The 15,234-nt window shown below is 65.6% G+C and carries 8 protein-coding genes, 2 rRNA genes and 4 pseudogenes; 10 read left to right on the top strand and 4 right to left on the bottom strand.

Annotated features, from left to right (window positions below):
• The first annotated feature begins 79 nt into the window (after nt 1-79).
• The 3 genes from CCZ36_RS05825 to CCZ36_RS05815 all read left to right on the top strand — a co-directional run bounded on the left by CCZ36_RS05825 (nt 80) and on the right by CCZ36_RS05815 (nt 2,263).
• A complete protein-coding gene (locus CCZ36_RS05825) occupies nt 80-1,225 on the top strand; it encodes a GAF domain-containing sensor histidine kinase (protein WP_069740594.1) in 1,146 nt (381 codons plus the stop codon).
• Nucleotides 1,218-1,862, top strand: coding sequence for a response regulator (locus CCZ36_RS05820; RefSeq protein WP_069740595.1), 645 nt, complete (start codon nt 1,218-1,220; stop codon nt 1,860-1,862). The genes CCZ36_RS05825 and CCZ36_RS05820 overlap by 8 nt, the downstream gene beginning before the upstream one ends.
• Before the next feature lie 149 nt (nt 1,863-2,011).
• Entirely contained in the window at nt 2,012-2,263 is a 252-nt protein-coding gene (locus CCZ36_RS05815; protein ID WP_069740596.1) for a chaplin, read from the top strand.
• 156 nt (nt 2,264-2,419) lie between these two features.
• Here the strand turns inward: CCZ36_RS05815 and CCZ36_RS05810 are convergent, their stop codons facing one another.
• The gene (locus CCZ36_RS05810) at nt 2,420-3,211 is read right to left on the bottom strand and encodes a hypothetical protein (protein ID WP_069740597.1); all 792 of its coding nucleotides are present in this window, start codon (nt 3,209-3,211) and stop codon (nt 2,420-2,422) included.
• 144 nt (nt 3,212-3,355) lie between these two features.
• Between CCZ36_RS05810 and CCZ36_RS05805 the strand changes: the two genes are divergently transcribed.
• From CCZ36_RS05805 to CCZ36_RS05790, 4 genes and pseudogenes are all read left to right on the top strand, one after another.
• Nucleotides 3,356-4,153 (top strand): ABC transporter ATP-binding protein, encoded by a 798-nt coding sequence (locus CCZ36_RS05805; RefSeq protein WP_069740598.1) that lies wholly within the window; start codon nt 3,356-3,358, stop codon nt 4,151-4,153.
• A gap of 106 nt (nt 4,154-4,259) precedes the next feature.
• On the top strand, nt 4,260-4,688 hold the full coding sequence (locus CCZ36_RS05800; protein ID WP_069743241.1) for an NfeD family protein: 429 nt from the start codon (nt 4,260-4,262) through the stop codon (nt 4,686-4,688).
• A gap of 165 nt (nt 4,689-4,853) precedes the next feature.
• A complete protein-coding gene (locus CCZ36_RS05795; protein WP_010061443.1) occupies nt 4,854-5,834 on the top strand; it encodes an SPFH domain-containing protein in 981 nt (326 codons plus the stop codon).
• Between the two features lie 78 nt (nt 5,835-5,912).
• Nucleotides 5,913-6,685, top strand: a pseudogene (locus CCZ36_RS05790) (sulfite exporter TauE/SafE family protein).
• 63 nt (nt 6,686-6,748) lie between these two features.
• Here CCZ36_RS05790 and CCZ36_RS05785 read toward each other — a convergent pair.
• From CCZ36_RS05785 to CCZ36_RS05775, 3 genes and pseudogenes are all read right to left on the bottom strand, one after another.
• A pseudogene (locus tag CCZ36_RS05785) lies at nt 6,749-7,259 on the bottom strand (HNH endonuclease).
• Nucleotides 7,260-7,397: 138 nt separating this feature from the next.
• Nucleotides 7,398-7,932 (bottom strand): annotated as a pseudogene (locus CCZ36_RS05780) (YbhB/YbcL family Raf kinase inhibitor-like protein).
• 90 nt (nt 7,933-8,022) lie between these two features.
• Nucleotides 8,023-8,805: a sporulation protein gene (locus CCZ36_RS05775; RefSeq protein WP_128817147.1), complete on the bottom strand. Its 783-nt coding sequence runs from the start codon at nt 8,803-8,805 to the stop codon at nt 8,023-8,025.
• Between the two features lie 87 nt (nt 8,806-8,892).
• Between CCZ36_RS05775 and CCZ36_RS05770 the strand changes: the two are divergent.
• The 3 genes and pseudogenes from CCZ36_RS05770 to CCZ36_RS05755 all read left to right on the top strand — a co-directional run bounded on the left by CCZ36_RS05770 (nt 8,893) and on the right by CCZ36_RS05755 (nt 15,175).
• A pseudogene (locus CCZ36_RS05770) lies at nt 8,893-9,544 on the top strand (DNA-3-methyladenine glycosylase).
• A gap of 679 nt (nt 9,545-10,223) precedes the next feature.
• Nucleotides 10,224-11,749 (top strand): 16S ribosomal RNA (locus CCZ36_RS05760).
• A 306-nt stretch (nt 11,750-12,055) separates the two neighbouring features.
• Nucleotides 12,056-15,175, top strand: a 23S ribosomal RNA gene (locus tag CCZ36_RS05755).
• The 16S and 23S rRNA genes sit together here, the layout of an rRNA operon.
• Nucleotides 15,176-15,234: the final 59 nt, after the last annotated feature.

Genomic DNA, 15,234 nt, shown 5'->3' with positions numbered 1-15,234 from the left:
GCCCGGGCCTAGGACCCGGCGGGCCGAGCCCCGACCCGGGGCCGATACGACCGCCCACCCCCGCCGGTACGGTGATCCCATGAGCCATCGCCCACCGTCGGGCCTCGCCGCGGTGAGTGCCGCGCTGCTCGCCATGAGCCGGCACCTCGAAGTGGGCGACGTCCTGAAGAAGATCGTCGCCTCCGCCCGGGAGCTGCTGGACGCCCAGTACGCGGCACTCGGCGTCCCGGACGACCACGGCGGCTTCGCCCAGTTCGTGGTCGACGGCGTCAGCGACGAACAGTGGAAGGCCATCGGCCCGCTGCCCCGCCAGCACGGCATCCTCGCCGCGATGCTCCACCAGGCGAAGCCCGAACGGCTCGCCGACGTCCGCCAGGACCCCCGCTTCGGCGGCTGGCCCGACGCCCACCCCGACATGTCCGACTTCCTCGGCCTTCCCATCACGGACGGCGACGAGATCATCGGCGCGCTCTTCCTCGCCAACAAGATGTGCCCCAAACCCGAGGGCGGCTGCGGCTTCACCGCCGAGGACGAGGAACTGCTCTCGATCCTCGCCCAGCACGCCGCGATCGCCCTCACCAACGCCCGCCTCTACGAACGCAGCCGCGAGCTGACCATCGCCGAGGAGCGCTCCCGCCTCGCCCACGAGCTGCACGACGCGGTCAGCCAGAAGCTGTTCTCGCTCCGCCTCACGGCCCAGGCCGCCGCCGCCCTCGTCGACCGCGACCCCGTCCGCGCCAAGGGCGAGCTCCAGCAGGTCGCCGTCCTCGCCGCCGAGGCGGTCGACGAGCTGCGGGCGGCGGTCGTGGAACTGCGCCCGGCCGCCCTCGACGAGGACGGCCTGATCGCCACCCTCCGCACCCAGATCCAGGTCCTGGACCGGGCGCACACCGCAGAGGTCGTCTTCGAGAGCTGCGGGGTGCGCGCACTGCCCGCCGCCCAGGAGGAAGCGCTGCTCCGGGTCGCCCAGGAAGCCCTCCACAACGCCCTGCGCCACTCCGGGGCGGAGCGCGTGAGCGTCACCCTGGCCCGGCGCGGCCCCGCCACCGTCCTGCGCGTCACCGACGACGGGGACGGATTCGACCCCACCGCCGTCCGGCGGGCGGGCCGCCACCTCGGCCTCGTCTCCATGCGCCACCGGGCGAACAGCGTCGGCGGCCGACTCACCGTTGCATCGGAGCCCGGCAAGGGCGCCACGATCGAGATGGAGGTCCCCGGTGGCTGACAAGATCATCAGGGTGCTGCTGGTCGACGACCATCAGGTGGTCCGCCGCGGACTGCGCACGTTCCTGGAGATCCAGGAGGACATAGAGGTCGTCGGCGAGGCGTCCGACGGCGCGGAGGGCGTGACCCGGACCGAGGAGCTGCGCCCCGACGTCGTGCTGATGGACATCAAGATGCCCGGCACCGACGGCATCGAGGCGCTGCGCCGCCTGCGGGAACTCGACAACCCGGCCAAGGTCCTCATCGTCACCAGCTTCACCGAGCAGCGCACGGTGGTCCCCGCCCTGCGCGCCGGAGCCTCCGGTTACGTCTACAAAGACGTCGACCCGGACGCCCTGGCGGGGGCGATCCGCTCGGTCCACGCCGGACACGTCCTGCTCCAGCCCGAGGTCGCCGGGGCCCTCCTCGCCCAGGAGGACGCGGGCACCGGCACGGGCCGGGGGAGCACGCTCACCGAGCGGGAACGCGAGGTGCTCGGCCTCATCGCCGACGGCCGCTCCAACCGGGAGATCGCCCGGGCTCTCGTCCTCTCCGAGAAGACGGTCAAGACCCATGTCTCGAACATCCTGATGAAGCTGGACCTGGCCGACCGCACCCAGGCGGCGCTGTGGGCGGTACGCCACGGAGCCGTGGGCTGACGCCGCGGCCTCGGGTGCGGGTTCCCACCCGGACCGAGTTTCATACTGTCGGGTGGATGTCACCCGAACGGCGCATCCTTCCGGGTGGCACGGCGTTCTCCAGGACGTGCTGCGGCGGCTTGCCGCAGCCTTTCTAGGAGGATCCTGAAGTGAAGAACCTGAAGAAGGCCGCCGCCGTCACGATGATCGCGGGCGGGCTCATCGCCGCCGGCGCCGGTGCTGCCTCCGCCACCGGCCACAGCGGCGCCGACGCCCACGGTGTGGCCACCGACTCCCCGGGCGTCGTCAGCGGCAACCTCGCGCAGGTTCCGGTCGCCGTCCCGGTGAACGTGGTCGGCAACACGGTCAACGTGGTGGGCCTGCTCAACCCGGCCTTCGGCAACCTCGGCCTGAACCACTGACCAGCCCCTGAAGCCGGAAGCCCCGCCCGCTGTTCCAGCCCGTCCGGCGCTTGAGGACGGAACCCTCACGGCGGGGCTCCCGCACCAGAACAAAGCTCCGCCCAGGGGCACCGCCCCCCTGCCCGTCCGGCGCTTGAGGACAGAGAGCCCGCGGCCCTACCGCCGAACCTCCCCGCCCTCCACATACGCGTTGTACGCCGCCACCAACGCCCGCCGAGCCACCCGCTCCACCGGCCGCAACGCCTCCCCCCGCGCCGCGATCTCCGACGCGCTCACCGCACCGCCGTGCCCGTTCTCGTACGCCACCGAGACCAGCAGCCCCACCCGCTGCGCCATCTCCAGCACCCGCACCGCCCGCGGCGGATACCCGGGCGCCAGCACCTCACGCCCGCCACCCCGCTCCACCCGCGCCCGGTACGCGTCCACCGCCGCCTCCGCCACCGGCCCGGAACCGGCCACGTCCAGCCGTGACAGCACCGCCGTCGCATCCCGCAACGCCTCCGCCAGCTCCCGCTCCGCCTCGCCCAGCGACGGCACATCCGCGGGCGGCGCCTCCCGCACCGGCAGCACCCGCCACACCACCTCCACGTGCAGATCCCCCTCCGGCCCGGCCTCGCTCACCTCCGGCACCAGCCCGTACGGCACCCCGTACCCGACCACGGCCTCCTCCGCCTCCAGCGCCCGCGCGTTGAAGTCCGGCGGACCGCTCAGCCCCAGCGGATGCCCCGGCACCGGCAACGCCACCCTGAATCCGGTCGCCCCGAGCCCCCTCAGCCGGCCGAGCGCCAGCGTGAGCCCGACCGGCCCCGCCTCACCCGGCAGCCCCTCGACGCGGTGCACCGCGTCCTCTCCGACAATCGCGAGGGCCGCCTCGTCGGGTGAGACGAGTCCCGCCAGAAGCGCGTTTCCCCAAGCGGCCAACAACCCTGAACGTGGTTCGACAAGCATGCCGACAGCCTAGGGAACGCCCGGACCGTGGCCGGCGTACGGACCTCACGCCCGAACCACTCGCGCGGTGGCGTAGGTTTTCCCTGGGAGCCGTGCCCACCGGCACGCGACGATCGACGAGACTGCTTGGGGAGACAACGCGCCATGAGCGATGTACTGGAGCTGGTGGACGTATCCGTGGTCCGCGACGGACGCGCTCTGGTGGAAGACGTCTCCTGGTCGGTCAAGGAGGGGGAGCGCTGGGTCATCCTGGGCCCCAACGGCGCCGGCAAGACGACCCTCCTCAACCTCGCGTCCAGCTACCTCTTCCCCAGCAAGGGAACGGCCACCGTCCTCGGCGAGAAGCTCGGCGGCGTCGGCACCGACGTCTTCGAGCTCCGCCCCCGGATCGGCATGGCGGGCGTCGCGATGGCCGACAAGCTGCCCAAGCGCCAGACCGTGCTGCAGACCGTCCTCACCGCCGCGTACGGCATGACCGCCACCTGGCACGAGAACTACGAAGCCGTCGACGAGGAGCGCGCCCGCGCCTTCCTCGACCGCCTCGGCATGACCGAGTACCTGGACCGCAAGTTCGGCACGCTCTCCGAGGGAGAGCGCAAGCGCACGCTCATCGCCCGCGCCATGATGACCGACCCCGAGCTGCTGCTCCTCGACGAGCCCGCCGCCGGGCTCGACCTCGGCGGGCGCGAGGACCTCGTCCGCCGCCTCGGCCGTCTCGCCCGCGACCCGTACGCCCCCTCCATGATCATGGTCACCCACCATGTCGAGGAGATCGCCCCCGGGTTCACCCACGTCCTGATGATTCGCCAGGGCAAGATTCTCGCCGCCGGCCCCATGGAGACCGAGCTCAGCTCCCGCAACCTCTCCCGCTGCTTCGGCCTGCCGCTCATCGTCGAGCACACCGGCGACCGCTACACCGCCCACGGCCTCCCGCTCTCCTGACCGAGGCCGCCGCACGAGGCCATCGCACCCGTATCGGTAGGCGGTTCACAGCAGTTGATCCCCGTGCGCCCTGTCGGTGACGCACCGACAGTCCTACGATGACCATGTGGACATCGACGCATGGGTGTGGTGGCTGATCGGCGCGGTGGGACTGGGCATCCCCCTCGTCCTGACCGCGATGCCCGAATTCGGTATGTTCGCCGTCGGGGCGGTGGCCGCATCGGCCGTCGCGGCCCTCGGCGGCGGAATCGTCGCCCAGGTGCTGGTCTTCGTCCTGGTCTCGGTCGCGCTGATCGCCGTCGTGCGCCCGATCGCCGCCAGACACCGGGCCGGACAGACCGGGCAGGCCAGTGGCATCGACGCCCTGAAGGGCCGTCAAGCGGTCGTGCTGGAACGGGTGTCGGCCGACAGTGGCCGCATCAAGCTCGCCGGCGAGGTCTGGTCGGCCCGCTCGCTCGACGCCGACCAGGTCTTCGAGCCCGGCACCCAGGTCGATGTCGTCGACATCGACGGAGCGACGGCCGTCGTGATGTGACCGAAGCGCGCACGGGGCGGGCCCACGTCTGCCAGACTCGAAGTCGATCATGTTGATCACCAGGGAGCCCCGGCCCGGACGGCAACTCACCGACCACCGGCCGCACCTGAGGACCGACCCCGATCACCGCGATCCACCGGCCAACCGAAGGGCACGAGAGACACGATGCAACCGATCATCATCGTTCTGATCATTCTGGTGGTGCTCGTCTTCATCGCCCTGATCAAGACGATTCAGGTCATCCCGCAGGCCAGCGCCGCCATCGTGGAGCGATTCGGCCGCTACACCCGCACCCTGAACGCGGGCCTGAACATCGTCGTCCCGTTCATCGACTCGATCCGCAACCGGATCGACCTCCGTGAACAGGTCGTGCCCTTCCCGCCGCAGCCGGTGATCACCCAGGACAACCTGGTCGTCAACATCGACACCGTCATCTACTACCAGGTGACCGACGCCCGCGCCGCGACCTACGAAGTGGCCAGCTACATCCAGGCGATCGAGCAGCTGACCGTCACCACCCTCCGCAACATCATCGGCGGCATGGACCTGGAGCGGACCCTCACCTCCCGCGAGGAGATCAACGCGGCCCTGCGCGGCGTCCTCGACGAGGCGACCGGCAAGTGGGGCATCCGCGTCAACCGCGTCGAGCTCAAGGCGATCGAGCCGCCCACCTCCATCCAGGACTCGATGGAGAAGCAGATGCGCGCCGACCGCGACAAGCGCGCCGCGATCCTGACCGCCGAGGGCATCCGGCAGTCCCAGATCCTCACCGCCGAGGGTGAGAAGCAGTCCGCGATCCTGCGCGCCGAGGGTGAGGCCAAGGCCGCCGCCCTGCGCGCCGAGGGTGAAGCCCAGGCCGTCCGCACCGTCTTCGAGGCCATCCACGCCGGAGACCCGGACCAGAAGCTCCTCTCGTACCAGTACCTCCAGATGCTCCCGAAGATCGCCGAGGGAGACGCCAACAAGCTCTGGATCGTGCCCAGCGAGATCGGCGACGCCCTCAAGGGCCTCAGCGGCGCCTTCGGCAACCTCGGCGGCGGCGTACCCGGCTTCAACACCGGCGGCGACGGCGGAAACGGCGGCGGTCCCAAGGGCGGCATCCCGGCCCCCGCGGTGGAGCGCCGCGAGGAACCCCCGGTCTCCTGACCCGGAATCCCCTTCGGGCATGATCAGTGAGGCCCCTCGACCTTCATGGCGGGGAGGCGTCACTGACCACCGAAGGAGATGGCCTTGTCCATCTGGGAAATACTCGCCGTCTTCGCGGCCGGGGTCGGAGCGGGCACGATCAACACGATCGTCGGCTCCGGCACCCTGATCACCTTCCCCGTCCTGCTCGCCACCGGCCTCCCGCCGGTCACCGCGACGGTCTCCAACGCGCTGGGCCTCATCCCCGGCTCCATCAGCGGAGCCATCGGCTACCGCAGGGAACTGGCCGGCCAGCGCCGCCGCATCATCAAACTGGGCATCGGAGCCGCCATCGGCGGCCTCACCGGAGCCACGCTCCTGCTCGCCCTGCCCTCCACGGCCTTCGAGACGATCGTCCGGTCCTCGTCGCCATGGCGCTCGTCCTGGTGATCCTGCAACCACGCATCAGCAAAGCCGTGCAGCGCCGCCGTGAACACACCGGCGCCGTGGCCCGCACCGACGGCGGCCCCCTCCTGTTCACCGGCCTCATGCTCGCCAGCGTCTACGGCGGCTACTTCACCGCCGCCCAGGGGATCATCTACCTCTCCCTGATGGGCATGCTGCTCGACGACACCATGCAGCGCCTCAACGCCGTCAAGAACGTCCTGGCCGCCATCGTCAACAGCATCGCCGCGCTGTTCTTCCTCTTCGTCGCCCACTTCGACTGGACGGCCGTCGTCCTCATCGCGGTCGGCTCGGCCATCGGTGGCCAGATAGGCGCCAAGGTCGGCCGCCGCCTGAGCCCCACCGTCCTGCGCGCCCTCATCGTCGCCGTGGGCACGGTGGCCATCGTCCAGCTGCTGCTCCGCTGACAGACGATGGGCCCGCCCCCACCGAGGGACGGGCCCATCTCTACGTCATCAGGCGTACGCCGACTAGGCCGCCGCCACGGCCCGGTCCAGCCACTCCGGCAGCTCCGCCCGGTCACCGGCCCCATCGCCAGCAACATCGCTTCGGCGGGGGAGGGGACGAACGGCTGCTTCAGCAGCGGCATCCCCGCCTGCTCCGGCGTACGGGCAGCCTTGCGGTGGTTGTCCTCGGCGCAGGAGGCCACCGTGTTCAGCCAGGTGTCCTGCCCGCCCTGGGCACGCGGCACCACGTGGTCGACGGTGGACGCCCGCCGCCCGCAGTACGCGCACCGGTGCTGGTCCCGGACGAGCACCCCCTTCTGGACCACGGGGCCTGTCTTCGGAACGGCACCCGTACGTACCGGCAGAGCCTGATCACCCGGGGGGCCGGAATGTCCACGGCGGCACCGCGCATACGGAGTTCGGGGTGCGACTGCTCGACGACGGCCTTGTCCGTCAGGATCAGGACCACCGCACGGTTGAGGGTCACTGTCGACAGCGGCTCGAAGCTCGCGTTGAGAACCAACGTGTCACGCATCCTGCCCACCTCCCGTGTGCCGCCCGCCCCCTGGCAGGCCCGGATCAACTCTGGCTGGGCAGGCCGCGATGGACAACGCAATAAAAAATGCCCTGCTCTGGTCTCTCCAAGACCAGAGCAGGGCAAACAGCAGACGAACTAATCGCCGGCGGGAGCCCGGTACTCACCGATCAGCTGCGCACGCCCGAGTGTGTGGAACCGGAGGTTGAATCCGACCACGGCGGGCGAGGAATCACTGTCGATCCGAGCTTCTCGGTGTCCACCGCGTACACGGTGAACACATACCGGTGGTTCTCGCCGGCCGGCGGCGCGGCGCCGCCGAAATCCTTCGACCCGTAGTCGTTACGCGCCTGAACGGCGCCCTCCGGCAGCCCCTTGAACTCCCCGCTGCCCGCACCGGCCGGCAACTCGGTCACCGACACCGGGAGGTCGAAGAGCACCCAGTGCCAGAAGCCGCTGCCCGTCGGCGCGTCCGGGTCGAAGCACGTCACGGCGAAGCTCTTGGTCCCCTCGGGGAAACCCTCCCACCGCAGCTGCGGCGAAGTGTTTCCGGCCGCAAGCACCTGGGCGTCAGCCAGCACGGCCCCGGCGCGAGGTCGTCGCTCACCACGGTGAACGCCGGCACCTCCGGATGGAAGTCGTGCGGCAGCGGGGCCCTCTTCGGCTCGGTCACGTCTGGCACCTCTCCTGATCGGTTCGTCTGCCTTCCTACCCGACTGTAGGGGGCGTAAGAGCACCACCGCTCCGGAGGGCGTACTGCCGTCTAGAGCCAGTTGCGCTGACCGCCGACCTGCGCGAGCCACTGGTTGAGGTACGCCGCCCAGTCGGTCTGCTGGTAGTCGTGCAGCCCGACCTTGAACGCGCGGTAGGAGTCGCTGCCCTCGCTGAACAGCCCCGGCTTCTTGTCCATCTCCAGGATGACGTCCATCTCCCGGTCGTCGGCGACGAAGGTCAGCTCCACCTGGTTCAGCCCGCGGTACTGCGTCGGCGGGACGAACTCGATCTCCTGGTAGAACGGCAGCCGCTGACGCGTCCCCCGGATGTGACCGCGCTCCATGTCCGCGCTGCGGAAGCCGAAGCCGAGCTGCCGGAAGGCGTTGAGGATGGCCTCCTGGGCCGGCAGCGGGTGCACGTTGATCGGGTCCAGGTCACCGGAGTCCAGCGCCCGGGCGATCTCCAGCTCGGTGGTCACCCCGATGTTCATCCCGCGCAGATGCTGGCCGCCGAACATCGTGATCGGCGTCTCCCACGGGATCTCCAGGCCGAACGGCACCACGTGCACCGCGCCCGGCTGCACCTCGAAGGCGCCGCCGAGGTTCAGCTTGGTGAACTCGATGTCCTGCTTGGTCTCCTGGTCGCCGTTCTCCACCTCGACCCGCGCCTGGAGCCCGACGTTGAGCCCCTCGATCTGCTGGGCGACCGAACCGCCCTGGATCCGCACCTCACCCTGGACGACCCCACCGGGGACGACATTCACCTCGGTGAGCTCGGTCTCCACCGAGGCACCGCCGGCACCCATGCTCGCGAGCAGCCGCTTGAAGCCCATAGTCACTCCTTCTAGGTCCTGACCCCTACATACGCGCCACGACGGTAGCCGGTTCCCGCCGTGGCGATCCCAGTACCCTCGGACGCCATGACCAAGAACCCGGACCGCACCCCGCTGACGCGAGACTTCTTCGCCCGCGACGTCCTGGAGGTCGCCCCCGATCTGCTGGGCCGTACCCTCGTACGCCGGGAGCCGGCGGGCACGATCGAGCTGCGCCTGACCGAGGTGGAGGCGTACGCGGGCGAGATCGACCCGGCTCGCACGCCTTCCGCGGCCGCACCGCCCGCAACAGCACGATGTTCGGCCCGCCCGGCCACACGTACGTCTACTTCACCTACGGGATGTGGCACTGCCTCAACCTGGTCTGCGGCCCGGACGGCCACGCCAGCGGAGTCCTGCTCCGGGCCGGCGAGATCAACGTCGGCGCCCACCTGGCCCGTGAGCGACGCATCTCGGCCCGCAACGACAAGGAACTGGCCAAAGGCCCGGCCCGCCTCGCCACCGCCCTCGACGTCGACCGCGACCTGAACGGCAGCGACCTCTTCGGCGGCCCACTCCCGCACTGTCCGTCCTGCACGGCACCCCGCCGCCCCGTGACCTCGTACGCAGCGGTCCCCGGACCGGAGTGGGCGGCGACGGAGCCCACCAGCCGTGGCGCTTCTGGATCGAGGGAGACCCCACGGTGAGTCCGTACCGCGCCCACGCACCTCGCCGCCGACCGAGCCGCAAGGCGACTTGACGCGCCCTCGGCGGACGCCTAATGTAGTCCGAGCCGCTTGACACGGGTACAGCTCTCGGCACAGTCCATCGGACCGGACCGAGCCACTCGAAGCGGCCACACCACTACCTACGACTCACCCTGGCGGGTGCGAATTCGGCATGCCGTAATTCGCCCTATCGGCTCGATTATGAGCTGCCAAGAGAATCGGCTAACGTAGCGGACACGCCGAAAGGCAAGGCCACTCCACAGGCCACCGGAAATCGAATTCGGACCGGAAACGGAACGAAAAAGAGTCTGGTAAAGTTGGAACCGCCGGAAAGGGAAAACGCGAAAGCGAAGAACCTGGAAAGCGAAACTGCACGGCCCGCTTCGACCGGGAATCGGACACGAAAGAGTCTGATAGAGTCGGAAACGCAAGACAGCAGGACAAAGAAGTAAACGAAGGGAAGCGCCCGGAGGGCCCGGTGATACGGGACCGAAGGAAGCGTCCGTTCCTTGAGAACTCAACAGCGTGCCAAAAGTCAACGCCAGATATGTTGATACCCGGCCTGCTTCGGCAGGTTGGTGGTTCCTTTGAAAGTCCTACGGTCGCCATGTGCGGCGGTAGGCAATACACAGCGAGGACGCTGTGAACAACGGGTCTTATTCCGACCGGTTGTTCCGCTCTCGTGTGTGTGCACCCGATTACGGGTAAACATTCACGGAGAGTTTGATCCTGGCTCAGGACGAACGCTGGCGGCGTGCTTAACACATGCAAGTCGAACGATGAAGCCGCTTCGGTGGTGGATTAGTGGCGAACGGGTGAGTAACACGTGGGCAATCTGCCCTTCACTCTGGGACAAGCCCTGGAAACGGGGTCTAATACCGGATAACACTCTGTCCCGCATGGGACGGGGTTGAAAGCTCCGGCGGTGAAGGATGAGCCCGCGGCCTATCAGCTTGTTGGTGGGGTAATGGCCTACCAAGGCGACGACGGGTAGCCGGCCTGAGAGGGCGACCGGCCACACTGGGACTGAGACACGGCCCAGACTCCTACGGGAGGCAGCAGTGGGGAATATTGCACAATGGGCGAAAGCCTGATGCAGCGACGCCGCGTGAGGGATGACGGCCTTCGGGTTGTAAACCTCTTTCAGCAGGGAAGAAGCGAAAGTGACGGTACCTGCAGAAGAAGCGCCGGCTAACTACGTGCCAGCAGCCGCGGTAATACGTAGGGCGCAAGCGTTGTCCGGAATTATTGGGCGTAAAGAGCTCGTAGGCGGCTTGTCACGTCGGATGTGAAAGCCCGGGGCTTAACCCCGGGTCTGCATTCGATACGGGCTAGCTAGAGTGTGGTAGGGGAGATCGGAATTCCTGGTGTAGCGGTGAAATGCGCAGATATCAGGAGGAACACCGGTGGCGAAGGCGGATCTCTGGGCCATTACTGACGCTGAGGAGCGAAAGCGTGGGGAGCGAACAGGATTAGATACCCTGGTAGTCCACGCCGTAAACGTTGGGAACTAGGTGTTGGCGACATTCCACGTCGTCGGTGCCGCAGCTAACGCATTAAGTTCCCCGCCTGGGGAGTACGGCCGCAAGGCTAAAACTCAAAGGAATTGACGGGGGCCCGCACAAGCAGCGGAGCATGTGGCTTAATTCGACGCAACGCGAAGAACCTTACCAAGGCTTGACATATACCGGAAAGCATCAGAGATGGTGCCCCCCTTGTGGTCGGTATACAGGTGGTGCATGGCTGTCGTCAGCTCGTGTCGTGAGATGTTGGGTTAAGTCCCGCAACGAGCGCAACCCTTGTTCTGTGTTGCCAGCATGCCCTTCGGGGTGATGGGGACTCACAGGAGACTGCCGGGGTCAACTCGGAGGAAGGTGGGGACGACGTCAAGTCATCATGCCCCTTATGTCTTGGGCTGCACACGTGCTACAATGGCCGGTACAATGAGCTGCGATGCCGCGAGGCGGAGCGAATCTCAAAAAGCCGGTCTCAGTTCGGATTGGGGTCTGCAACTCGACCCATGAAGTCGGAGTTGCTAGTAATCGCAGATCAGCATTGCTGCGGTGAATACGTTCCCGGGCCTTGTACACACCGCCCGTCACGTCACGAAAGTCGGTAACACCCGAAGCCGGTGGCCCAACCCTTGTGGGAGGGAGCTGTCGAAGGTGGGACTGGCGATTGGGACGAAGTCGTAACAAGGTAGCCGTACCGGAAGGTGCGGCTGGATCACCTCCTTTCTAAGGAGCATCTAGATTCCGCAAGGAATCCAGAGCCACTACGTCGGCAAATGTTCGACGGTGGTCAGCTCATGGGTGGAACGTTGACTATTCAGTACCTGGTGGTTCAGCCGGGACGTGAGTACTGCTCCTCGGAGCGTGGAAAACGAACCGAATGAATTCCGGGTACTGGGCGCGCTGTTGGGTGTCTGAAGGTACGGCCGAACATGGCTGCCTTCGACGCCGGCCCCAGTGAACTCGTCCCAGGACGAGGTGATGGGTGGCTGGTCGTTGCTTGAGAACTGCACAGTGGACGCGAGCATCTGTGGCCAAGTTTTTAAGGGCGCACGGTGGATGCCTTGGCACCAGGAACCGATGAAGGACGTGGGAGGCCACGATAGTCCCCGGGGAGCTGTCAACCAAGCTTTGATCCGGGGGTTTCCGAATGGGGAAACCGGCAGTCGTCATGGGCTGTCACCCGCTGCTGAACACATAGGCAGTGTGGAGGGAACGAGGGGAAGTGAAACATCTCAGTACCCTCAGGAAGAGAAAACAACCGTGATTCCGGGAGTAGTGGCGAGCGAAACTGGATGAGGCCAAACCGTATGCGTGTGATACCCGGCAGGGGTTGCGCATGCGGGGTCGTGGGATCTCTCTTTCATAGTCTGCCGGCTGTGAGACGAGTCAGAAACCGTTGATGTAGGCGAAGGACATGCGAAAGGTCCGGCGTAGAGGGTAAGACCCCGTAGCTGAAACATCAGCGGCTTGTTTGAGAGACACCCAAGTAGCACGGGGCCCGAGAAATCCCGTGTGAATCTGGCGGGACCACCCGCTAAGCCTAAATATTCCTGGTGACCGATAGCGGATAGTACCGTGAGGGAATGGTGAAAAGTACCGCGGGAGCGGAGTGAAATAGTACCTGAAACCGTGTGCCTACAAGCCGTGGGAGCGTCGCGCATCGAGCTTGCTCGGTGCGTCGTGACTGCGTGCCTTTTGAAGAATGAGCCTGCGAGTTAGCGGTGTGTAGCGAGGTTAACCCGTGTGGGGAAGCCGTAGCGAAAGCGAGTCCGAACAGGGCGTTTGAGTTGCACGCTCTAGACCCGAAGCGGAGTGATCTAGCCATGGGCAGGTTGAAGCGGAGGTAAGACTTCGTGGAGGACCGAACCCACCAGGGTTGAAAACCTGGGGGATGACCTGTGGTTAGGGGTGAAAGGCCAATCAAACTCCGTGATAGCTGGTTCTCCCCGAAATGCATTTAGGTGCAGCGTCGTGTGTTTCTTGCCGGAGGTAGAGCACTGGATAGGCGATGGGCCCTACCGGGTTACTGACCTTAGCCAAACTCCGAATGCCGGTAAGTGAGAGCGCGGCAGTGAGACTGTGGGGGATAAGCTCCATGGTCGAGAGGGAAACAGCCCAGAGCATCGACTAAGGCCCCTAAGCGTACGCTAAGTGGGAAAGGATGTGGAGTCGCAGAGACAACCAGGAGGTTGGCTTAGAAGCAGCCACCCTTGAAAGAGTGCGTAATAGCTCACTGGTCAAGTGATTCCGCGCCGACAATGTAGCGGGGCTCAAGCGTACCGCCGAAGTCGTGTCATTCATACACATAGGGCCAACGCCTGTATGGATGGGTAGGGGAGCGTCGTGTGCCGGGTGAAGCAGCCGCGGAAGCGAGTTGTGGACGGTTCACGAGTGAGAATGCAGGCATGAGTAGCGATACACACGTGAGAAACGTGTGCGCCGATTGACTAAGGGTTCCTGGGTCAAGCTGATCTGCCCAGGGTAAGTCGGGACCTAAGGCGAGGCCGACAGGCGTAGTCGATGGACAACCGGTTGATATTCCGGTACCCGCTTTGAAACGCCCAGTACTGAATCAGGCGATGCTAAGTCCGTGAAGCCGGCCCGATCTCTTCGGAGTTGAGGGTAGTGGTGGAGCCGATGAACCAGACTTGTAGTAGGTAAGCGATGGGGTGACGCAGGAAGGTAGTCCAGCCCGGGCGGTGGTTGTCCCGGGGTAAGGGTGTAGGACGCACGGTAGGCAAATCCGTCGTGCATAAGTCTGAGACCTGATGCCGAGCCGATTGTGGTGAAGTGGATGATCCTATGCTGTCGAGAAAAGCCTCTAGCGAGTTTCATGGCGGCCCGTACCCTAAACCGACTCAGGTGGTCAGGTAGAGAATACCGAGGCGTTCGGGTGAACTATGGTTAAGGAACTCGGCAAAATGCCCCGTAACTTCGGGAGAAGGGGGGCCATCACTGGTGATCCGATTTACTCGGTGAGCTGGGGGTGGCCGCAGAGACCAGCGAGAAGCGACTGTTTACTAAAAACACAGGTCCGTGCGAAGCCGTAAGGCGATGTATACGGACTGACGCCTGCCCGGTGCTGGAACGTTAAGGGGACCGGTTAGCTGCTCTTCGGGGTGGCGAAGCTGAGAACTTAAGCGCCAGTAAACGGCGGTGGTAACTATAACCATCCTAAGGTAGCGAAATTCCTTGTCGGGTAAGTTCCGACCTGCACGAATGGCGTAACGACTTCTCGACTGTCTCAACCATAGGCCCGGTGAAATTGCACTACGAGTAAAGATGCTCGTTTCGCGCAGCAGGACGGAAAGACCCCGGGACCTTTACTATAGTTTGATATTGGTGTTCGGTTCGGCTTGTGTAGGATAGGTGGGAGACTGTGAAGCGGCCACGCCAGTGGTTGTGGAGTCGTCGTTGAAATACCACTCTGGTCGTGCTGGATGTCTAACCTGGGTCCGTGATCCGGATCAGGGACAGTGTCTGATGGGTAGTTTAACTGGGGCGGTTGCCTCCTAAAGAGTAACGGAGGCGCCCAAAGGTTCCCTCAGCCTGGTTGGTAATCAGGTGTTGAGTGTAAGTGCACAAGGGAGCTTGACTGTGAGACCGACGGGTCGAGCAGGGACGAAAGTCGGGACTAGTGATCCGGCAGTGGCTTGTGGAAGCGCTGTCGCTCAACGGATAAAAGGTACCCCGGGGATAACAGGCTGATCTTCCCCAAGAGTCCATATCGACGGGATGGTTTGGCACCTCGATGTCGGCTCGTCGCATCCTGGGGCTGGAGTCGGTCCCAAGGGTTGGGCTGTTCGCCCATTAAAGCGGTACGCGAGCTGGGTTTAGAACGTCGTGAGACAGTTCGGTCCCTATCCGCTGTGCGCGTAGGAATATTGAGAAGGGCTGTCCCTAGTACGAGAGGACCGGGACGGACGAACCTCTGGTGTGCCAGTTGTCCTGCCAAGGGCATGGCTGGTTGGCTACGTTCGGAAAGGATAACCGCTGAAAGCATCTAAGCGGGAAGCCTGCTTCGAGATGAGTATTCCCACCCTCTTGAGGGGTTAAGGCTCCCAGTAGACGACTGGGTTGATAGGCCAGATGTGGAAGCCCGGTAACGGGTGGAGCTGACTGGTACTAATAGGCCGAGGGCTTGTCCTCAGTTGCTCGCGTCCACTGTGTTGTTCCCGGGTTGCGAACAGTTATCGCACCGGTTGAAC

Origin of the sequence: Streptomyces sp. S063 (assembly GCF_002832675.1) — a bacterium.
In the GTDB taxonomy this organism is placed as follows: domain Bacteria; phylum Actinomycetota; class Actinomycetes; order Streptomycetales; family Streptomycetaceae; genus Streptomyces; species Streptomyces sindenensis.
The sequence above is the reverse complement of the archived record's forward strand: the minus strand, read 5'-3'. Positions and strand labels throughout refer to the sequence as shown.

Bases quoted from the DNA above. Each gene is read 5' to 3' on its own strand.
- CCZ36_RS05825 (WP_069740594.1), top strand. From the start codon at position 80: ATGAGCCATCGCCCACCGTCGGGCCTCGCCGCGGTGAGTGCCGCGCTG.
- CCZ36_RS05810 (WP_069740597.1), bottom strand. From the start codon at position 3,211: ATGCTTGTCGAACCACGTTCAGGGTTGTTGGCCGCTTGGGGAAACGCG.
- CCZ36_RS05805 (WP_069740598.1), top strand. From the start codon at position 3,356: ATGAGCGATGTACTGGAGCTGGTGGACGTATCCGTGGTCCGCGACGGA.
- CCZ36_RS05795 (WP_010061443.1), top strand. From the start codon at position 4,854: ATGCAACCGATCATCATCGTTCTGATCATTCTGGTGGTGCTCGTCTTC.
- CCZ36_RS05775 (WP_128817147.1), bottom strand. From the start codon at position 8,805: ATGGGCTTCAAGCGGCTGCTCGCGAGCATGGGTGCCGGCGGTGCCTCG.